The following is a 21,132-nucleotide window of genomic DNA, read 5'->3' as shown; positions in this document are numbered from 1 at the left end:
TCGATCTATGCTGATCGACTAGTTTCGATTTAAACCTTTATGAGAAGGCTTCTGCGGCACAGGACTTTCTAGCAGGTTGACTCTGCTTTTCAGCTCAGAAGCGCCGCAAAGAACGGAAAAGCAGCGATTATTGAGACTGTTCTCTGGCAATCTTCACAAATATGAATTTGACATCCAATATGATCAATTAAAAGATTGCCTGAATGCCATTGGCGTTAAGTTAGTCTTAGTTTTAAAGAACTTATTGAAGGACTGGGGATGCTCAAAGCCGAGCGCATAGGCGATTTCGGCAATCGTCAAATTAGTCGTAGATAGTTTCTCCTTGGCCAACTCGATGACTCTACTCAAAATGAATTGTTTGGTCGTTTGGCCCGTCAGCGTTTTTAGCAATCGACTTAGATAGTTGGGAGAAAGGTGCAAGGCGTCTGAAAGATAAGCGACCGTAGGTACGCCCTGCGACGGTAGTTTATCATCTACAAAATACGCATCCAGCAGGTCCTCCAGCCGATTAAGTAGTTGATGACTACTCGCTTTACGCGTCATGAACTGGCGGTGATAAAAACGTTGGGCGTAGGTGAGCAGTAACTCTAACTGGGCGACAATGACATCCTGACTGAAATCATCAACCCCATGGCGGTACTCTTGCTGGATGCTCTGCATAAGACCAACGAGGATCTGCTCTTCGCGCTCTGACAGGTGAAGGGCCTCATTAGCCTTATACCCAAAAAACTCATAGTGCCGGATTTTAGTAGCCAAATGCGTATGCCACAACAGGTCTGGATGAACCAGCAGCAGCCACCCTTGATGCGGTTCGATTGGCTCTTGTGGACCCTCAATGGCGAACACCTGCAAGGGGGCCATCAACAACAGGACCCCTTCATCAAAATCGACTTCCTGCTGACCGTATTTAAGCCGGGCATGAAAGGTCTTCTTGAGGGCAATACTGTAAAAATTATGAATAACCGCTTGGGAAATCAGGTCTGAATTGTGTTGAACATCCTCAAATCGACTTACACTGACCAAGGAGTGTTCAGGCTTGGCTAACCCCAACAAGCGGTGATACTGCGAAATGGATTGAATATGAACGGGGGCCTCCTGAGCCATTGAATATCAGCAAGTTTATAGGTCCAACAACTGCTTCAGGCCCGCTTTTAGATCAACGGGTTTGCGCCCCAGGGCCTCCTCTAGGTCTGAACTGATTATGCTTGCTTGTCCGTTTTTAATGTCCGTCATGAAAGGAGCCATCATCGCCACTGCATGGGTAGGCACCCCCCGCTCGCGCGCCCTGGCCTGGTAAGTGTCCATGTCAACCGGTGTATAGGTGACAGGTTTGTCGGATAGCTCGCTTAGCGCATCCGCCACATCAGCAAATGAATACGCCTGGCTGCCAGTAAAAGTATAGATTCGATTACTGCAATTCTCCCCGGCTAGCACATTACCAATTGCTTCGGCCTCGTCGCTTCTTAAGGCATAGGCTACCTGCCCTTCACCCGTTGGTAAATGTATACCTGTTTCCAGTACATTTTTGCCTCCGATCATGAACAGTGCCATCGAATCCATGTAGAGAACATTGCGGAAGATGAGATAGTTTAGACCGCTCGCAATAATATAATCTTCGGTCTGGACATGAGTGATCATAACTTGATTGAGCAGCGTATGTCGGTCCCGCAGGCTGTTACTGGTGTAAGCCAGGCATTTTACACCCGCTTGTTTAGCGGCATCCACTACATTCTGATGCTGTCGGACGACTTTGCTAGCGTCTAAGCCGGATACCAGCAAGACTTTGTCAATGCCTATCATGGCCTGCTCGAGGGCCGGTCGGTCGTCATAATCACCGATGCGGATGTGAATACCGTTTTCTTTTAGGTAGCCCGCTTTTGTTTCGTCGCGTACTAGAGCGACAATGTGATTAGCTGGTACATTCTTGGTGAGCAAGGTTTGGATGACTTGGCTGCCCAATTTTCCGGTTGCTCCTGTAATTAAGATCATAGTTGTCCGTTTTTGCGTTGTGACAAAGTTCTCGGAATGACCTTTCTCGGAATGAACCAAATCGTGCTATGTGCAAGCAAAATCTGACTTTTGCACTGACAAGCACTTAGCTACTGAATCATCCGTATCAGGAAACGCCCGTTTCTACGAGTCGTCGAATCAGCCGCGTCAGCGATGATTGTTCAGTGCCTAATCGATTCTCAAATTGCCGTCTCTCGAATCATAGTCTCTTTTCCGGTGACCGGTCGAGTTCGCGAGACCAAGCTGCTTAGTTGCAATTCTATAGTGCTACCCGTTTCGTTTGTTACCCCGTTTGGCAAGCAGCTTGTTCAACATGTCCTGCTTCAGCTTTTCCTTGTGCTGGGATTGTTCTATGCGTACTACCTGCTTCTGGCTTAGTTCTATAGCCAGCATAGGATCTCTTTGCAGCTGCAGATCGACGTAATCGCGTAGTAAGCTATTAGTTTGAAGCAACTGCTCTACCTGCTGTCGGGTTTTCTTAAGCTCGTCAAGAATAGCCCGCTGTGCCGGCTGATCATTGAGCAGATAATTACCGGCAGCTGCCACAGCTGCATCCGTTGCTGTTACGCCAATGTTTTGTAGTGAGAAGGCTAAATCACCTAAGGCCTTCTTATGGTCTTTCTCCTTAACCTTTTGCCGAGCTTGATAAGCTTGCTGCCGGCAGGATTCGCCACAGTATATGGTCCGCTTATGCCGGGACTCGAATGGAATGCTGCAATGCTTACACTGTTTGGCCTCAATCGGTCGGGGTCGATAATAGCCCATACACCTACTTTTGCGTGAATATGCATGTTGCTTCGCGCAAAAGTGGGGCCAGACTTATGTATAGAGTGTAGTCGCGAATATGTTGAGGTGAGTCCCACTAAAGTACTACCCTATCGACTTTAGCCTCAATCACCCGTTGAACATTAGCAGGGACGTTTGATAGCAGGTCGTAGCCCGTTTGCCTTTCTATTTCGTCGACGCTTAACCGATAGTTTCCCCATGGCTGGGCTCCCACCGTGTTTGTGTTAGGCATCCAGACGGCAATAACGCGCGTCTGAGCGTCGATCCGCTTCAAATCATCAGATCCTACAGGCAGGACAACGATCACTTTCCAGAGAGCAGCAGGCACGGTTATTTTACCGGCGGCAATGCTACTAGCAACCCCGTTGTCCCCCTCTCCTCCCCTACCGGCAGTTCCAGCAATGATGTATAGCTCGTTCCCCTTTGTTACCAGTTGCCGCGCGTACTCTTCCAGCAGCCGCCAGCTTTGCCGGTTATGCGTTGGCGCCTGCGGAACGATGTTAGTCAGGATGAACGTCGTTTGGTTCTCTGCGGCCGTGCTGTCTCGATCGTCCGAGGGGCAAAGGTGTCCCCGATCGAAACCTGTGTTGGTGTAGTCGCTGTGCTTGGCCTGATACCAACTTGCGGGCAAATTTATGTCAGGGATAAAGTTTCCGGCGTAGCGAGCAGCCGATCCTTTCCAGGCACTACTTAGATGCCAGCTGCACCAGTTAGCGATACCTGTTGTCTGGTTGTAGGATAAGGCATAAGTGCTTCGATTGATTAGATAAGCAGAAGGGCTACTACTCGATGTTATGGCTCCATCGGGATTGCCTAGCGCCAGGTTATCATCACGCGTAGGTATGTCCGACTGCGGCCGGGAAACCTCTGGTTGCTTACATTGACTGAGCAACAGCAACATACTTAGTACACACAGTCTAAGCAGCAACCGGATATCGTTCCTCAATCTACTCATAGTTTATATAAACTGATATTGATTTGTACCTGAAAGAGTTATCAATTATATAAAACTATAAATGATGAACTATATAATACTATAAGTCATCATTTATACCGTTACTCATGCTCTTTGAGGTATGCTTCTAACGCTTCGTTACCAATCTGCTTGATGGTTTTACGGCTCTTTGCTGCGTACACTTTTAGGCGCTGCATAAGCTGGTCTTCAACCCAGAAGTTAAGGTGACTGGGCCTTTGCCTTGCATCAGCAACTGGTTCGGGGCTGGGTACCGGCCGTACTTCCTGAATGGGGGTTTTTGGCGTTTCGCTTTTTAGCATCGCCCCTAACTTCTTGCGATTATCCTGATAGTCTTTGCTCATAGTCGTCTTAGATTAGTTGTTCCATGATTTCAGTGGCCAGCTCGATCACTTCGTCTTTAGCCCGTTGGTCTTCGCTACCGAATATGCTTCCTGTCATAGGCGAGCGGGTATAGCTCACGCGTTGACTGATCCGACTGGAGAGTAGCGGTATATCATATCCCGTCAATATCTCTTTTACCTCCTCATTAAGCGAGGTTCGGGGAAGTACCATGTTGAGAATGATCCCGGCTTTCAGTGCTGGCTTTGCATTCATGGACTGTTGCAATAACGCTATCGTTGCCCGGATCGCCATCGCATCCAGTATACCCGCTTTGGTCGGGACCAATACGTAGTCAGACAGTGTAAACAGTTCAGTTAACCGGCTTGACAGATACGGCGGGGTATAAATCACGATTAGATCGTAGTCCGCTAGCTTACCACTCAGCAGGCTGTCGAGGTCGTGCACGTCGACTCCGGTTAGGAAGTCTTTCAAATCAGTCACAGATCCCTGTAAATCGGCGTCGACTATGGCCACCCTAGACTCTTCTCCGAAGCAGTAAGCTAGGTTGACGGCAAGCGTGGTTTTTCCTACACCGCCTTTCTGGTGAGCAATGGTTATCACTTTCATGCTGGCAAGTTATATCATCATTTACTTAATTACATAGTTTACCATTTATATAAATGATAAGAGTTTTGATATCAATAAGTTGGCATGAACAAATGCATAAACAAGGAAGTGTATAGCTATCTTACTAAGGCCATTATATTGTAATATTGCGTCGGTTACACGCGAGCTTATGCCCGATACATAGTCAAGGTATGAGGGCCCTGAACACTAGGAATGAATATTGAGAGTTACGAGTTAAAGGAATCAGAGAGGGGAACAGCTTTCGCTTTTGTCAATGAAGGACTACGGGGCTCGTTCCAGATGGGCATACAGTACCAAGTTACGCAGAACCCGCTGATCTGGAATTTAGGCTTCGGTATTTGGGTCGACTACGAAGAAGACAATCGGCAAAAGCGACGGCTCGACGATAGGACAGTGCTCGATAACGGTAACCGTAACCAAGTGATTGCAACGGTTATAAAGAGCCTGTTTATGTTCTGGGAACATCATCCGGATAAACTTGTTTTCCTAACAGGGAGCACCGATGCCAGAACCCGGCTCTACCGTGGCGTCGTAAACCTATATGGTCATGAGGTCAGCGACCGGATCGACTTCTTCGGTATCGATAAAATGGGTAACTTGTATCCGTACCACCCACCGGGTAATGGTACCGAGGCATTCATACTACGATTAAGATAGGCTAGTCCTAACTACGCATATGAAAGAGATAGCTAAAAAGAATCGTGCGATAAACAGCGCTCAAGCTGCGGCCAGCAAGAGCCCTAGTGCGCAATCAAAACTGGATAAAGCTAACGAGCTGTTAGCACGGGTCAACCCTGGGGATATAGATGCCATTGCGCGCAAGCCTGTTCATAGCTAGAGAACAGAGTCACAATCTTATTAAGGTGGTCTGATACTATATCGAAATACCTCTTTCTTCCTTCTATCATCAGCAACATCACTAATTAGATAATTGTCATTTATATAAATGATACTATATATAAATGATAACTGTTTGTATATCAGCTACGGTTATTAAGTCAAGTCTAAGTCTGATGCAAACGATCGACGAGTAATCAAATAACACATTTACTTATTACTGTATAGCCCCCCATGCCACTAGCCATCATCACCTCGCAGCATAAGACGGCATATTAAAATACGTATGTGAGAACGCTCCACTAAATCAGCTATGCACAGTTTATGAATACGACGGTTTTAGGGCAATTGCGGGTGACGATATAAATATAACCTTCGCCATACTAGACGACTTTCAAGATTCAGGCTTACTAAGTCGACTGAACTGTAGTCTCCAGCGAACTTACTTCTCTTTAGCCGTCAAGGCCCACGACTTGCTACTACGTGGCGGTTTTGCCTTAATGGATGCGTTGAACGAGGCCAATACACAAAAGTTGTTGTATGAGTTAGATGCGCTGAAGAGGCAGTTACAACCCAACCAGACCGAAACCCTGAACAAGGTGACGACAATCATGGCTTCTATCGCCACAATTATTCAAGCGTTCAATAATAAAGGGTAATTCGACTTATACAGGCCTACGTTTATGTAAGTAGCGTGGACGGATCAATTGATTGTAAATTTTAAAGAATTTTTATGGCTAATGACGTCAAATACTTAGTCATAACAACCAACTGAACTAATGCCTTTATGTAACGTATATATAGAAATTGATAACATCTGGACAAATAAATTAGGTAATATTACTGCATTACATGTCTAAACAATGACTCGTATACTCAATTTATAACTTTCTAATTCACCTTTCTGAGCGGGCAATAAGGGTATACATCAGGTAAGTTATTAATGTGATTTTCAGCAAATAAAGCACTTCACGCTAATTCTAAACTGTATGAAAACTCTTGTTTATGCTGTCATTAGTACACTAGCTATCCTGTCGATTAGCTGCTCTAAAGTGGGCCTTGAGCCACCCGTAACAGCTGCTCACTCCGGGGCTAAGGCACAAACGATAATTGCCTCTTATCCCCTAAACTGGGATACTGGCGAAAGTGACCACCAAAGGATGCCTTTTCCATCGAACACAACAATTCCTAGCCCGTGGGACGGAGGAGGGTCAGTCGCCTACCTAGAAGACAATATGAAGTATGATTACCACAAATCAGATGGATGGTCATTGGTGTACAATACGTTTAACACTTCTTCCATACCACCTTATCTCTATTTTGTGCTGTATAATCGCTATCGAGGGTTAATACGGTTCTACTTTTATCGGTACGGTAATTCAAATCAGGGCCAAGATGCGAGTTCGCTTTTACACACCTTCAAACTATCAAGTGGGTCGTCAGACACCCCCTTCCTAAACTATGCAGCAAAAAGCATAGTAGGCATCGGTAGCAATAGTCGCTCTGTTGCCTTGGCCGCTAGTGGCGGCGTGCCCCCGCTTCAATGGTACGGTGTAGAGTTTGAGATCCCGTACGATGAAAATAATGGAGGCAAAACGGTTAACTTAAGCTGGATACTACAGGGGCTGAATGATGCTAAAGTAGCATTGAATGGTAAAGAGTCCGGGACGTTAAGCGGAAAGGTTGCTGCTGATGGTGGTGGCAATACGTTCTCATTCACCAGTGGCAATTCTGTTAACATATCCAATAAGGGAGGCAATGTAACAGTCAGTGGAGCCGCTGATGATGAAGCCTCGCTTATTAATAAATTAGGCTCGGCGGCATTGAGTGGAGTAACCGATGCAATAACGGCCGGAGTAAGCGGCATTGTAAAAGGTATCTTCAATGGCATATTCGGTACTGGAGAAACTAAAGAAACGCGCCTGACACTGGACTCCAAAATAGACTTGAACGGAACTATCTCCAGCACCGCTGATTTGATTGCGGAAGAATATCCTTTGTCGACCGGCGTGTCTCAATACGATAAACCGTATGGGTTGTTCTACATTTCAAACGGGCCTACTATTCAGCAAACAACGTTTCATCAGCCCAGAACGATAAACGGTCAGTCAGTCGATGAAAAACGTTCGTTTCTATACACCGTCGATCCAAATTCATTCCGCCTTATCTGGAATAACAATGTGAAGGATGTGGAAGTGGATATTCAAAATATCAGATACGACGCCGTTTTGACTGGTTATGATGGAGGACAGCATAACTTTCGTGGTACAGTCGAAAACATACAAGGAAGTAACTATTTGACGGGTCCTTCTGTGGGCATACAAGGAAATGACAATGAGCTTGAAACCCCAGAGCTTGGCGTTGTTGGCATTCGCGTTTCATTTGAAGTGGTTCCCCGAAACGGTTCCCGCCACTACACAGTTGCACGGACGTTTTTAGAAGGCAACAGGACGTTTTCAGATGTGAATATTCCAGAGGGCCAGAGTCCTTGGTAAGAAAGATGATAGTCCCAAAAAGCCCCTTCCGAACCGGTTGGGGCTTTTTGTGCGTCACGTGTAAGTATTGGGTAAGCCTACATGTCTTTATTGGCATACTTGCTCAAGATTCTATCTCAACGAACTCTTATGAAAGCACTTAAAGTATTGTCGTTGTGCCTTTTATTAATCACAACTGGAGCTTGTCAGAAAGATGTGGTAACCGAAGGCGAGAAAATGGCTCAGTCAGTTCAGGCTGTTGTTAATGAAAAAAACGTTAGACTGGCAAACGTAATCGTAGGCACCGTACAGCAGCAATACGGTGCTGTTTTTGCGATTGAAGGGCAATTTTTGACAATCGCGGATAGCTACGGGTACAAGCAATACTACAATCTATCGAAATTGATCAAGTTCAATACAGGCCGTAACGTTGCCGACGGGCCGTTGGTGCTAGTTTTTTATTTCTAGCTTACCCCGGTTACGTAGGAATACTCAAGCCTGCCTGTTCGCCCAACGCGATCACCGAACGGTCAATATCTCCTTCCAGTCCGTAGTCCGACGTTTTGACATCCACTGTCGTTTATGATGCCAACTTGAGTCATATCCTGCCCCAGCTAGTCGTATGCGGTCGCGCCCGTAGCGTTTATTTAGTGCGTCCATCAGGCCGGATAATTTGCTCAGTCGCTCGTCGGGCAGCTCGGCAAATAGGTGTTGTTGCACATGGCTATCCGGCACGAGCCCCGACAGCATAACCCCCACTTTCTGGTATTCGTAGCCGAACTTAAAAACTGCCTTCAGCAAGGCGTGGGCGTAGCTGACTAATTCAGCCGTGCTGTTGCAGGCGTGGGGTAGTTCGGCCGTACGACTCCCGTGGTACTGTTTGGCGGCTTGCCCGTTATGGGCAGTGATCTTGTGCCGGTTGGTATGCAGAAACACCGTTACCGCACTGGCTGACGAGCCCTGCCGGCGTAACTTCTCAGCTGCCCGGCTCAGGTGGGTGATCAGTGCCTGGCTGATCGTGTCCATATCTGATACACCCCGGCCGAATGACGGTGCCGTGCAGATCGCCTTCTTATTGGGGTAGCTAACACATTTAGGGTAAATCCGCCAGACTACTGGACATTTTAAGAACGTGAGCCTAGTCTAGTTAAATTGGGTCTAACTGACACATAGCCCCAACCTCCGATGCTTCCTGTTACTTTTCAGCAACTTACGCCCCATTTAGCGCCCTTCAGCCGGGGAATCGTCAAAAACTTGTTCCTTATTGCTCAGGCTCTGGTCACCAGCCGAAGTAGCAACATGAACACCGTCAAAGACCGCTTGGCTACACTCTTAGGTAAGGCAAACCGACAACCCGCCAGCCACTATAAACGACTCATCCGTTTTTTCAATACGAGCCAGCCACAGCAGTTGACCAAAGCCATTTTGCGGTGCACGTTTACGCTGCTTAGTGGCCGGGTTAGGTACCTTATTTTAGATGCAACTACTTGGCGATTAGGTCAGAAAGATGTGCATCTACTCGTGTTAAGTTTTATTTATCAAGGAGTTGCCATACCCATTTTGTGGCGTGATCTCGACAAAAAGGGTCACAGTAATTCACATGAGCGGCAGTCATTTATGGAAGAAGCCGCTCAACTGTACAATCTGAAGGGGAAGATTCTGTTAGCTGACCGGGAGTACACGGGTAAACTCTGGTTTACTTTTCTTCATCAAGAAGGGATCGATTTTGTGATTCGGATACAACGCGAGTGCTACAAACATGATACACTTACAAGCTATCCGACACTGGAGAGAAAGGCCATGCGCCGGAAACGGCCCGTGTGGACTTGGCTAAACTGGGCTGACTGTCGGCTCAAACTAGTGATGTGTCGCAACGAAGATCCGCGCCCGCCGAAGGATCCGCGCAAGCGGGCAGAACCGGTCTTTTATTGGCTGACTAGTCTGGAGAATGCTCAGGTTGTACCGGCTCATTATCGCAAGCGGTGGCGCATCGAGCAGTGTTTTAAAGCCCTCAAAACGAACGGGTTCCATTTGGAATCAATGAACTTCAAACAATCGACTAAGATTGAACTGCTCCTAGCCGTGGTCGTCTTTGCCTACGTACTGAGTGTAAAAGCGGGCGAAGCGGTCAGCGATCAAATCGGGACAAAAACCTACCAAAATGGCACTAGCAGTCCGGCGCAGTCACTGTTCAAAAAGGGATTGGAGGTGCTCAATGCGACGCTGCTAGTTTTTGATCAGTTTATGGGCTACCTGCTATGTATTTTTAAGTTGGCAAAACCACGTCGATTCTGTTTTGTCCAGTAGTCTGTAAATCCGCCACGTAAAGGCTTTAATTAGCTGTTTTCTAGCTAATTATGAGGCTTTAACTGCTTCTGGCTCATAGGATAAAATAGCTAGTAAGGATGCTTCCAATGGATCGCGCCCTGAGTCTTCATCAAAATTAAATTCGCCTTGAAAATTGATATGTTGCCAGGCAACCGGTGATGTGCGGGGGAGCATATCCAAAATAGCCGTTCGCTCCGCTTTGGTCGCGTTGACTAATAAACGGCTCAGATACAGGTAATTCCAGCAAATGACTGAGTTTTCAATCAACCGCTTACAGCCCTGCATGGTCAGCAACTCTTCCTGATTGGCATATTGAAGCACACCGTTATTGCCATAACTTACAGCCCGGCTTAGGGCATGAGCACTTTCAATCTTCTCCTGTTGCTGATGCGAACGATGGCGCATTTGTTCGTCATTCATATAACGTAGCAGAAATTCAGTCCTCACTACCTTCCCCAACTCTTTCAGTGCCTGATACAGCGGGTTCTGTAGCGCATATGAGTTGAGTCGCTTCATCACCAGCGAGGCCAGTGTATACTTTAGTTTAAAACTGACCAGTAAGCGCAGAATACGATCCCATTGCCGGGCCACAAGGGCTTCATCCATCTCCTCACCAATGGCCAATTGATAATCCGTCGAATGGCCCATAGATACGCCAGCCATGCCGTGCAGCTTCTGCCGATGCAAACCAGCCAGACGTGGCTGAAAGTCAATCCCTAGTAGATACGATACACTAAACACGGGATCGGTAGCACCATGAGAATCAGTTGAGTGAATCTGGGAGCGTACTACATCGTTGTGCATCAGCCCGTCAACGACATACCAGGCTTCGCGGTCAGAAGCCGAAAAGGCCGTCGAATAAAACAGATCATGAATCGCGTTAATGAAACTGTAAATGGTGATGCCTTTTTCTTTACCGAAATATTTCGCTGAATAGGTGCTGTGGATCGAATCGAAACCCACAGCGAATTTCTGCCCATCGCTGGAGGTATGTTTACCATGTGGATTGTGATCAAAGAAAGCCCCCACATTCATCTGTTCAATCAACGCACTGACCTGGTCATTTGCCCGGAGCAAGTTGGCCGAACTGAAATAGTTCCGTACGGTTGTTCCTAAGGTGGCGGCCGATAAGTTTTTGGCCGTTTTAGCCACTCGTTGTGTCGTCAGATTGCAACCCAGGCCGATGATGCCGGCCAGAAATAGATTGGCAGCGGGCCGTTCCCGCCCATGATCCAGACGGGCTGCTTTGAATGTATCAGAGAACTGACAGACCCGGTTAACCGTTTCCAGTACTTCGTAGAGCGGAATGACCCGATCCTGAGGAAACAAATCCACCGAAGCTTTATCGTCTGACTCATCCAATACGGGTGTTTTGAAGCGCAGTGTATTGTCTTTACGCTTTTCAACCCATAGGTTTTCGCCCGAATCGATGCGGGCCATGGTGTCCCCAAATTGAGCCCGTAACCGACCTCGTAGCTCATCGGCAACCGTTTCCCAGCATTCCAGATGGCGCATACCCGCTCGTTCCAACAGGGTTTGTTTGGTCGTTTGCCAGATCTGGTCGTCGATCAGATAATCGTCCACCGACTTATATTGATGTGACATAGGCAGATAGACACTACCCGCTTTGATGCCCCGCGTAATGTGCCGGGCCAGTAGGGCCTTGTACAGGCTGACGCGCAGTTTACCATCAGCATCCCGGATGTTTACCCGTTCAGAGGGCTTTAAAAAGTCAGTCGGAACGCTACCCGTTAGCACACCGTCTTTCTGCTGGAAGAATCGAATCGCCTTGGCCAGTTCTTCGCCAGCGGGTTCCGTGCTGAACTCCAAGTGTCGAATCAAGTCGGCCACCCGGTTCTGCAACTTCTGCGATCCCTGAGCGATCTCATCGTAGTAATCCCCATCCTTGAGATGCCGACTCGTTTGGGCGTACAAGTCGCGCACCAGAGGCAACTTAGCCAGAAAAGAGGCCGTCTCGGGGCTGCGCAGCGTAGTCAGTAACGTCTTGAACTTCTCGTCTAAGGGTTTGGAGAAGTCATAACTCACTTCCTGCATCCGGTCCAGTCGCCCGGCCTGACTGATATACTCCTGAAGAATATCGGTTAACTGGCCCAGGTTATGATCATACCGTTCCTGCCGGTCCAGCTTATAGCGTTTTTCGCATTGATTGACGCTGTTTTCGGTGGCCATGACCAGGGTTTTAGCCAAGGTATCGTTGAGGTAAAAGTACTGATACTGGATAAAACACAACAGGTGCAGTTCCTGTCCCACCCATCGTTTGACCTGCCAGCTTCGGCTCCGCATGACTTCTAAGGCGTAGTCTTCGACCACGGCTTCGTGTAAGGCTAATGCCCCCAGAATTGGTCGACACTGGTGATAGAGCGTCTTTAACCGACAAAAGTGCCTGACATTTTCACGAATGGCTTTTAGGTTCATCAGCTCCTGCGTAGTACGGAGTTGCGTCAATTGCATGGGTGCCGTCGTATGCGGGGGTGTTTTGTCGTCGGCCGTTTGCACTAACAGGGAGTAAAGAGCCGCCCGCTGCGCTTCATCCAGTTGAGTATGGAGTACCTGGCGCAAATGAGCATCGAAGGCCCGAATGGCCTGGTTGATTATATCGACAAACGCGGAGTAAATCGGTATCTCCATGCGGTGGCTCCTTAGGAAGTCACATAAGCTCCCGAACACCTGAGGTGGCCGCAGCCCCTGCCTAACGAGTTCATTCGCTTCCCGTTGACATTGCTCCCGGACCGCCTGGGTAAAGGGCATCACCTCCAGCACCGACAGGATCAGGCTCCGATGACGCCGGGCAGTTGAGTCAGCATAGTGCTGAGTAGGTAGTGGCGTTCCTTTCCGAGACACCCGTCGAGCGGCAAACTCCCAGTCTTTTCCCACAAAAGTAGCTGGGGAGAAGAACCGGCTGGTCGCCCGGAAGTAGCCTAGCTGGACCAGAAAACCAGCCTGGTTAGCCGGGGTATCCAGACCCGCCAGCAGCGGCTTGATTTCATCGGTAATTTGAAAGAAGAACCGACGTTGAGCATAGGTGAAGGTAGGTGGTGTCTCAAACTCACGTTGCTGGCCTTTTTCTAAAATGGGCCGAATAGTAGGCATTGGGTGATAGTAATAACGACCGTTTTAAAGCGTATAAACTTTATGCAATAAAGGTACGTGTAAGTACATCACGATTCGTTACCTTTAGTACGTAATACTGCCTTAAGAGTAAAAGCAATTTTTCTTATGATTTTTGGGTATGTCCGGGTATCAAAAACGGATCAGACGGCCGAGGGTCAAAAGAGTCTGATTGCTCGCTACGTAGTCGAGCGGAAGATGATTGTCGATGAATGGATCGAGGTTGATGTGTCCACTCGTCAATCGGAAAAGAAGCGTCGTATTACCGAGCTAGTCGACAAGGTGACCAGTGTTGACACGATCATCGTTTCGGAGCTTTCACGGCTGGGTCGCTCGACCCAGCAAGTGCTAAGTTTAGTCAAGAAACTCATAGAGGAAAAAAAGTGCCGGGTCGTCATGATCAAACAGGGCCTTGATATTGACCCCAAGAATCATCAGGATATGATGACCAAAGTATTACTGACCGTTTTTAGTCTAATGGCTGAACTGGAACGTGATTTTGTCTCGGAGCGGACGAAAGAAGGGTTGAGAGCACGCAGGGAACGAGGGGTCATTTTAGGTAAACCCAAAGGAGTTGTTCAGGCCTCGATCTATGACAAAGATTATAATCGCATCATGGATCTAAAAAATTTAGGTGTTCCCATTCGAGCTATCATCGACGTCCATCTGAAATACGGCAAATACCTTTCCCTGAAAAAATACATTGAGCGAAAGGCAAAGGCTTTACAAACCCCACCAACCCCTATTTATTAGTTTCTATGCTGGTCTATCACATTGGTGACGTATTCCCTCACCCCGAGTTAAAGCGGGTTGGCTTCGATGCCCCCCGGGCCATGATCATACCCAATGGCTTTTTTAATATCGTACTTCATTCAAGCCAACCTCAGCTTGACAAGGGGTTAGCGTCAACAGCCATGCACGTGGGTCTCTACCAGAAAGATGCCATCCCATTTGTGCTATTAAACTGGCCCGGTAAGATGGCGTTTGAGGTTATCCTGAATATTCACACACTCACCGATGAGCATGCCAATGCCTGGTTGAATGGGTCAGGCAATACGATTATCTTCTTTGTGTTGGATGCGCATACCAACGTTATTGCCGCTATGAAAACGTTCACGATCCCACCGATACTGGCGGAGAAAATTCGGGATTGTCTGGAGAAGCAGGACGGGCAGTATACCAACGCGGTTGCGGTTGATGCGCGCATGGAAGAGATCATGACCGAGGTACCGCTACAGACAATGTTCGAGCGGGGTAAGCTATTCCGAATCAGTTGAGATGGCAAAGTTAGTTTTTGACGCCAATAAGTTGGGCGTGATGATCAGGCAACAGCGAGCGGGCCGAAGCTATCGAGAGATCGCCGATGAACTGGGTACGGTGAGTGCTTCGACACTATACCGATTAGAGAGTAACCACTTTCCCGATATGCACGTCTTTACCCGGATCTGCGAGTGGCTGAACGTATCACCGAATACATTCTTCATCGAATCGGATAGTGAGACTGGAACCGCCACCTATTCGCAGGCTAAAATTGTGGACTTGATCCGTTCAGATCCCTCCCTTACACTTTCGGCCGCCCAAGTTTTGTCGGCCTTAGTAACGGCAGCCTATCAAACTTGTCAGTCAACGAGCATCCACACCTAATTTGCAACCTTATGCGTCACCCCATCGAAAAATATAATCAGGATCAAGCCGATGCCCTAGCCAGCTTACCCCAAGACCAGCGGGCGTCTATGGCTCGCTTCTTTCGGATCGGGAATGCAAGCTACCGATACTACCAACGGGCTACTGATCTACTGGTATTTAGCCCATCAACCGATTCGCCCTCAACGAACTCACTTGATGGGGTGATCAACTGGTTAGAGCAACAGACCACCACTTCAAGGGAGAGCAGTTCCGCTCGGGAGTTGTTGACCGCCTATTTTGAGGAGTATCTGGAAGGGTTTCCACACGAAGGGCTGCGTCGAACAATGGTACGGGAAGGACTGGACAAAGCTAAAACCAGTATCCCTTTCCTGCGTTACCTACTGGAGCGGCACGATATAGGCATGGATGAGTTTTTACGCTTGAACCTGAGTGCCGAGGACTATGCCTATTATAATGAATGTAGTAAACCCTTAGAAAACAAGTGTCAAGAGAATCCGTGAATTGCTGGCTATCAGCAAGCCGACGCTATACGTTTATGTACGGAGTAGCCAGTTGAAAGACTAATTGAACTTCTGCTGAAGAGCCTATCAATACTTTTTGTACTAACCCCATATGCCGCTGAACATTACGCCCGAAGGTCTGTTGCAACTTGGCTTTACGGAGTCATCTGAGCGCCCGCATGTTTACACGTACAAAATCATTACGGGTCTACTTGATATACAGACCGGGAGTTTTCACATCGACATCTTTAAGGTGCCCCTAACCAAGACCAGTGATCTGACCTATATGCTTGAGATCGTTGATTACTATCATCGATGAACAAGGAATAAAGAAGGGCTATTTTCAGTTTGGTCCGGTTGCTTCGGCTGTCCGACTGGACGGCCGCGCCACGGTGGCCCTATTTTGGACCCAAGACCCTGATATATATTCGCTACCTGATAGAACATTTCGTACGAATGTAGCCCCCGTGCCCAAGCGAACCAACTAAAAATAATCTTTAACGTTGCTACGAGCGTACTGGGTGAAAAATCATGAGAAATATCGCATAATCATTTAAATACCAGCTCTTTATAGGCATTGCGTGGCGGATTTACCCTAAATGTGTTAGCTACCTCTAGATTAGTTTTAAACGTATGCGTGTCGAAGAAACCGAAGCTTCGCCCGCTGTTATCTGAAGAGTTACTAGAGTTCTTAGCTAATGCGCTGGATCACTTAAAGATGCTTCCTTTGTTCCTTGATCTAGGATATGAACCCCGCCAATTCATAGCCGACTACGCGCTTGACAAAGGTTCAGACCAGCTCATACTCCCTATTACTAAAGCATTCTTGTTCAAGGGGCATTATAGTAAGATAGCCTTTGATGCATATATAGGGCGCTACTTTGCGATAATTGCGTGCCCCAATCCTGAACATAACTACGGCCGGGCACTTAAGCAGCTGAAAAATCTAGATGCTGATCTATATGCTATCTCGGAGAAGTTTGCCCAAAATTGGAAAGTCTTGAACCCTGCAGAGGCTGGTCATGAGCAAGAGGGTCGTATACTGATCGCTTATCCGTTCGTTGAAGAACTGAACGAATGGGTTACGAATAAGACATTCTACTAGTCATCGAGCGATAGCGGTATGAGATCTGCTACAAGATCACTCTCGATCTCTTCTCCCACTCGACTCTTTGATTCGCGAATGGCCAGCGATTCCCGGTACTCTCTGGCTTCGGCTAGTCGGGTCAGAGTTAGTGGATGGCCAGCGTTGCTGAAGATTGTTTCCACTTCATCTAAATCGACACGGAAGAACTCCCGTCGGTTATTGATTAAGTTGAGCCTGCGCTCTATCAATTGCCGATGAATCTTGTACTCTAGATCCGGGGCATTATCCGAATAGACTAGGGCATGAACATCGAAGCTGAAGGGTACAGACGCATCACCCAGCTCCCGTACCCGGTCCATGGGCTCGAGTCGGCGCGTCATCCCGATTTTGAAGACGTCTTCACCAAACGAACCAATGTTCGAGATCACGTAGACGTGGCCTGATTTGGTCTGCTGAGCCATTGACAGGGCCCGCTCCTTTTGAAGCTGCGCGGCCGACAGTAGCTGCTCCAATTCTGCAATCTTTAGATCCAGACTTTCCAGCTGCGCGCCCGTAGCCCGTTTGGCGTCTTCGGTTGCTTTGAGTAATGCTTTCTGGTAACGGGCTTCTTCGTCTTCGGCCTTACGCTGCGCCGTTTCGATCTCCCGCTGCGCTTTCTCCTCTTCCCGCATCTGCTCACGAATCAGACGCTGCTCTTCTTTCTCTGACTGGATTTTCTGTTGCAACTCAAACTCTAACTGTAACTCTGACTTACGCAGATCGTGGTATTGCTGGGTGATGCTGATCTGGTTGACGCTACCTAACTTGTTGATGGCTTCGAACGACTTGGAGATGCGGGCTTCCATGTTGCCCATGTTGTTCCAGTTCAGGGGTAGTTAACACATTTGGGGTATATTCGCCACCAATACAACTTAACTACCTTAATAACAGCAGTTTATAAGAAAACTTATGCGCTTAGCGTTCGTTTTAGCGAGCAAATAATTTTGCTGTTTATTTACGTGTAAAAGCAGCCATTTTTAATGCTCTTAAGCTTTAAAAAGACGTTATGACCATCCAAGCACGAAACACAGTGGTCAGTGACCCTAAATTCACACTTATTCTGGGTATTATACGCAACTTGCCAAAGTAGCTCCCACTATAGGTAATTATATCTGTGTAACTGTTTGATTAACAAACTTTTATAGGCTCTACGTGGCGGATATACTCTGAATGTGTCAGCTACCCTCAAGTGGGCGTAGGTTAACAGTACAAACTACTTATCCAACCGTTCTCTGGGCGTACAGTACCGAGGTTTGAGCGGGATGGGCTACCCATCGGTGTGACGTTGTTACCTGATGGGTAGCCCATCCCAATACGTCGGGTGAGTTTATTATCGCCAGTAAGGCATCTCGGCCTGGGAGAGCAGCAGCTTACGGTTCTGTCCGTTGGCGTCGGCCGTGTAGACGTCGCGCTGACCGATACCCGTATTGGCGGTATTGGTGAAGATGAGGCTGGCACCGGTGGGCGAGTAACGCGGGTCGAGGTCATTGGTCCCGGCAACTTTATTGGTCTGTGCCGTCTGATTATTGGTCATCTGATTTCGCGATAGATCTGTCAGCGCACCCGTCGTTAGGTTGAGCCTGTACAGCCGGGCATCGAGCTGACGGCCCTGCTCGTTCTGAAAATCGGTCGAGTCCGCCGAGAATAGCAGTTGCTGCCCCGTTACGGAGAAGACCGGGTTGCCCACGCGGGCCGCCCGCCGGGTGTAGACCGTCCGGGCAGCACTACCGTCGCTATTGAATACGCTTAGTTCGTTGTCGTACAGGCCCGTGCCGGTGGTGCGGGCGGCAATGCGGTTGCCCTGCGGGGTCCAGTCGCAGCCCGCCCAGATACGGCCGCTGCTGGCCTGTGCCACCACCCGCAAACCGGTGCCGTCGGTGCGCACCGCGTAAAGCCGGTCGTTGCTGGGATACAGCAACTGCGTGCCGTCGGGCGACCAGCAGAACGATAGATCAGCCGCCGACAGCCCGGCGATGGGCACCGACGTGACCTGCTGGCGGTTGCTGCCGTCCAGATTCATCACGTACAGTTGCAGTTCAGTATCGGTGTTGGAAATAAACGCGATGCGCTGTCGGTTCGGGCTAACAATCGGTCGCCAGTTGCTGTCGTCGTACGTTAACTGACTGACAGCCCCGGCTGCCGTGGCCCCAAAAAGCTGGAACCGGCCACTCATACGCCGGGCAAACACATAGCTGTAGTCGGGATAACTTCCCGTTTGGAACGACCATACCGGCCCGTTGACGGTATTGACCCCATCGCTCACGATCACCTGCCAGAGATACGTCGTGTTGTAGTCCAGCCCCGACACGACCACCGAATCGGCCGTCAGGCCGGTGTACGAACTGGTGGGCGTGGCGGCACCGGCCCGGTAGAGCAGCACGTTGTAGGTCAGCGTGTCGCGGTTGGGGTCGGTCGAGTTCCATTTCAGCGTCAGCGTGGTCGACTGGGCCGTACTGTTCAGGGCGGGGGCTACCAGCGCGGGCGTAGTCGGTGGGCGATTCTGCGACTTATCGTCGGTCAACTGAAGCGTCACGACCGGCGTCGTACCTACCGTTGCCGATACCGTGGCTACCTGCGTACCATACCCCGCTTTCGAGGCCTGCACGGTGTAGTTTCCCACCACGACACTATCGAAGCGAAACGCCCCCGCCGAGTCGGTTGAGACGACCCGGCTACCGGGCGTCAGCTTGACCGTCGCGTTGCGAACAGGCTGCTGGTTGAGGCTGTACACCACCCGGCCGCGTACGCTTGTGAGCTGCACCGGGTCGATGTACGTATCTTCGTTGCAGCCCCACAAGCCGAGCAGGCCGGTCAATAGGGCTAGTACAAAAGCGATGGATTTCAGGAAAAGAGGGCGGGGAATCACGGCAATGGAGTGATGAAGGGTGATTAGTTACGGGTGTTGACGGGGGTGCGCTTCGGCCGGTAGATACTGCCGATGTTCAGCGTCAGGCCCAGCGTACCGCGCAGGTAATAGTCGTTGCGGTTGCCGGCCACGATGCCGTCGAGCGCGTCGGTAAACGGCTGATTGTAAGCAATCGTCGAGCGAAAGCCAAACAGCCCGCTGGTCGAATACTGAATCCCCACGCCCCCCTGCGCTTGCAGGTAGCGGTCGCCCTGTAGGTTGAGTGGCCCGCTGCCCGCCCGCGACACCATGCCCGCCCCGATGAAGAGCAGCGAGGTCCAGCGCTGAAAGGGCGTTGGCCGGAAGATCAGGTTGCCCTCCAGCGAGCTTATGCGGGTTGAGAAAGCGCCTTCGCTGGCCAGCGTTCCGGTGGCGGCATTGGCCTGAATACCAAACTTCGAGGTTAAATACACGTCCAGCGATGCGCCATAGGCTCCGGTCATGGTGTGGCGGGCGTAATCGCCGTAGTAGCGCATCACCCCGGCGTAGGGTTGCAGCGTAACGAGGGGCGCGTCGATTTCGGGGCGTATGCCGTAGACGTCGGTTTCCTGCATACGCGTTTTGTCGGTGTCGTAGGCGTCGAGCACTTTCTTCATCGGTCCGGCCTGTTTGTCTTCGGCGGCCCACAGCCCGTCGCGCACACCCTCGATAATCAGGCCTTCGACCGCCTTTTCGATGGCTTCGGTGACGGCCATCTGTCCCGGCTCGGTGGTGGTCAGGCCGGTTTCGGTTTCCAGCAGTCGCTTGAACGTCACGTAGCGGAACAGACTGGCGCTGACCGTCTGCGACAGGATGGTTTTGGAGGTGTAAATGGTCTTGAGAATCTTACCCGTTTTAGTGGCGACCGCCCGCAGGTAGACCGTGACGCGGTCCTGCCGGTATTGGGTGGACCCACCGGCCGAGAAATATTGCAGGCCACCGCCACCGGTGATGATGTTGGCATCGTAGGAGACGACCCCGCCTTCCAGAATGATCCCGGCAAACAGCAGCGGGGGCAGGTTTTCGCCTTCCTTGAACTGGGCCACGCTGGAGCGGACAATCTTGCGTTCGTTGAGCAGGTTGCTCACGTTTTCGCGCTCGATGGGCACAAACCAGTTGCTTTCTTCGAGGGCTTTGAGCAGGATGTTGGTCGTTCCCTGGGTGACGGCGGTAGAGAAGCCCGCGCCCGTTTCGGTCTGTTTGTACTGCCCCGTCAGGTCGCGGAATTTGTAGACGGCGGCCACGATCTTTTCTTTAGCCGGGGGTAGTGACCGGAGCGTTGTGGTTGTCGGGGTTTCTTCACCCAGCCGCGCCCGGCGAGGACCGGTGGGCTGGTAAAAAAAAGCGGTGCAGTTGCTCAGCAGGCTCACGCAGGTTGTCAGCACCAGCAAACGGGGCAGCCATGAAGTTGCCATTATGGTACGAGTCGGGGTTACGAGTGGATTGATGAACGGAAGTACCGGCGG

At 49.6% G+C, this 21,132-nt stretch carries 21 protein-coding genes; 10 read left to right on the top strand and 11 right to left on the bottom strand.

Annotated elements, in window-relative coordinates; translation table 11 throughout:
• Positions 1–183 precede the first annotated feature (183 nt).
• The 6 genes from HH216_RS25240 to HH216_RS25215 form a co-directional block, all read right to left on the bottom strand.
• A complete protein-coding gene (locus tag HH216_RS25240; protein ID WP_169553669.1) occupies positions 184–1,104 on the bottom strand; it encodes a helix-turn-helix domain-containing protein in 921 nt (306 codons plus the stop codon).
• Between the two features lie 15 nt (positions 1,105–1,119).
• Entirely contained in the window at positions 1,120–1,989 is an 870-nt protein-coding gene (locus HH216_RS25235) for an SDR family oxidoreductase (protein WP_169553668.1), read from the bottom strand.
• 288 nt (positions 1,990–2,277) lie between these two features.
• The gene (locus tag HH216_RS25230; protein ID WP_169553667.1) at positions 2,278–2,775 is read right to left on the bottom strand and encodes a hypothetical protein; all 498 of its coding nucleotides are present in this window, start codon (positions 2,773–2,775) and stop codon (positions 2,278–2,280) included.
• Positions 2,776–2,872: 97 nt separating this feature from the next.
• Positions 2,873–3,697: a DNA/RNA non-specific endonuclease gene (locus HH216_RS25225; protein WP_254448881.1), complete on the bottom strand. Its 825-nt coding sequence runs from the start codon at positions 3,695–3,697 to the stop codon at positions 2,873–2,875.
• Between the two features lie 155 nt (positions 3,698–3,852).
• Complete coding sequence (locus HH216_RS25220; RefSeq protein WP_169553665.1) at positions 3,853–4,113, bottom strand: hypothetical protein; 261 nt, start codon at positions 4,111–4,113, stop codon at positions 3,853–3,855.
• A 7-nt stretch (positions 4,114–4,120) separates the two neighbouring features.
• A complete protein-coding gene (locus HH216_RS25215; RefSeq protein ID WP_169553664.1) occupies positions 4,121–4,720 on the bottom strand; it encodes a ParA family protein in 600 nt (199 codons plus the stop codon).
• A gap of 213 nt (positions 4,721–4,933) precedes the next feature.
• Between HH216_RS25215 and HH216_RS25210 the strand changes: the two genes are divergently transcribed.
• The 4 genes from HH216_RS25210 (at position 4,934) to HH216_RS25195 (ending at position 8,520) form a co-directional block, all read left to right on the top strand.
• The gene (locus tag HH216_RS25210) at positions 4,934–5,398 is read left to right on the top strand and encodes a DUF6934 family protein (RefSeq protein ID WP_169553663.1); all 465 of its coding nucleotides are present in this window, start codon (positions 4,934–4,936) and stop codon (positions 5,396–5,398) included.
• Positions 5,399–5,417: 19 nt separating this feature from the next.
• Positions 5,418–5,579: a hypothetical protein gene (locus HH216_RS25205; protein ID WP_169553662.1), complete on the top strand. Its 162-nt coding sequence runs from the start codon at positions 5,418–5,420 to the stop codon at positions 5,577–5,579.
• 988 nt (positions 5,580–6,567) lie between these two features.
• Positions 6,568–8,073 (top strand): hypothetical protein, encoded by a 1,506-nt coding sequence (locus HH216_RS25200; RefSeq protein WP_169553661.1) that lies wholly within the window; start codon positions 6,568–6,570, stop codon positions 8,071–8,073.
• A 129-nt stretch (positions 8,074–8,202) separates the two neighbouring features.
• Complete coding sequence (locus HH216_RS25195) at positions 8,203–8,520, top strand: hypothetical protein (protein WP_169553660.1); 318 nt, start codon at positions 8,203–8,205, stop codon at positions 8,518–8,520.
• A 51-nt stretch (positions 8,521–8,571) separates the two neighbouring features.
• Here HH216_RS25195 and HH216_RS25190 read toward each other — a convergent pair whose 3' ends face one another.
• On the bottom strand, positions 8,572–9,117 hold the full coding sequence (locus tag HH216_RS25190) for a DinB/UmuC family translesion DNA polymerase (RefSeq protein WP_256366373.1): 546 nt from the start codon (positions 9,115–9,117) through the stop codon (positions 8,572–8,574).
• Positions 9,118–9,237: 120 nt separating this feature from the next.
• Here HH216_RS25190 and HH216_RS25185 point away from each other — a divergent pair, with 120 nt between their 5' ends.
• A complete protein-coding gene (locus tag HH216_RS25185) occupies positions 9,238–10,359 on the top strand; it encodes a transposase (RefSeq protein WP_169553628.1) in 1,122 nt (373 codons plus the stop codon).
• Positions 10,360–10,407: 48 nt separating this feature from the next.
• Here the strand turns inward: HH216_RS25185 and HH216_RS25180 are convergent, their stop codons facing one another.
• Positions 10,408–13,491: a Tn3 family transposase gene (locus tag HH216_RS25180; RefSeq protein ID WP_169553659.1), complete on the bottom strand. Its 3,084-nt coding sequence runs from the start codon at positions 13,489–13,491 to the stop codon at positions 10,408–10,410.
• 126 nt (positions 13,492–13,617) lie between these two features.
• On the opposite strand from HH216_RS25180, the gene HH216_RS25175 reads away from it, so the two are divergent.
• The 5 genes from HH216_RS25175 to HH216_RS25155 all read left to right on the top strand — a co-directional run bounded on the left by HH216_RS25175 (position 13,618) and on the right by HH216_RS25155 (position 16,761).
• The gene (locus HH216_RS25175) at positions 13,618–14,262 is read left to right on the top strand and encodes a recombinase family protein (RefSeq protein WP_169553658.1); all 645 of its coding nucleotides are present in this window, start codon (positions 13,618–13,620) and stop codon (positions 14,260–14,262) included.
• Between the two features lie 161 nt (positions 14,263–14,423).
• Entirely contained in the window at positions 14,424–14,786 is a 363-nt protein-coding gene (locus tag HH216_RS25170; RefSeq protein WP_169553657.1) for a hypothetical protein, read from the top strand.
• Position 14,787: 1 nt separating this feature from the next.
• On the top strand, positions 14,788–15,153 hold the full coding sequence (locus tag HH216_RS25165) for a helix-turn-helix domain-containing protein (RefSeq protein WP_169553656.1): 366 nt from the start codon (positions 14,788–14,790) through the stop codon (positions 15,151–15,153).
• An 11-nt stretch (positions 15,154–15,164) separates the two neighbouring features.
• Entirely contained in the window at positions 15,165–15,656 is a 492-nt protein-coding gene (locus HH216_RS25160; protein WP_169553655.1) for a hypothetical protein, read from the top strand.
• A 637-nt stretch (positions 15,657–16,293) separates the two neighbouring features.
• Positions 16,294–16,761: a hypothetical protein gene (locus HH216_RS25155; RefSeq protein WP_169553654.1), complete on the top strand. Its 468-nt coding sequence runs from the start codon at positions 16,294–16,296 to the stop codon at positions 16,759–16,761.
• Here the strand turns inward: HH216_RS25155 and HH216_RS25150 are convergent.
• The 3 genes from HH216_RS25150 to HH216_RS25140 all read right to left on the bottom strand — a co-directional run bounded on the left by HH216_RS25150 (position 16,758) and on the right by HH216_RS25140 (position 21,081).
• Entirely contained in the window at positions 16,758–17,597 is an 840-nt protein-coding gene (locus HH216_RS25150; RefSeq protein WP_169553653.1) for a DUF4041 domain-containing protein, read from the bottom strand. The two genes, HH216_RS25155 and HH216_RS25150, sit on opposite strands and share 4 nt — an antisense overlap.
• Before the next feature lie 515 nt (positions 17,598–18,112).
• Entirely contained in the window at positions 18,113–19,648 is a 1,536-nt protein-coding gene (locus HH216_RS25145; protein ID WP_254448878.1) for a carboxypeptidase regulatory-like domain-containing protein, read from the bottom strand.
• A gap of 23 nt (positions 19,649–19,671) precedes the next feature.
• A complete protein-coding gene (locus HH216_RS25140; protein WP_169553652.1) occupies positions 19,672–21,081 on the bottom strand; it encodes a CsgG/HfaB family protein in 1,410 nt (469 codons plus the stop codon).
• Positions 21,082–21,132: the final 51 nt, after the last annotated feature.

This window comes from Spirosoma rhododendri (assembly GCF_012849055.1).
Taxonomy (GTDB): domain Bacteria; phylum Bacteroidota; class Bacteroidia; order Cytophagales; family Spirosomataceae; genus Spirosoma; species Spirosoma rhododendri.
Note: the sequence above shows the minus strand (reverse complement) of the source record. Positions and strands in the feature narration are given on the sequence as shown.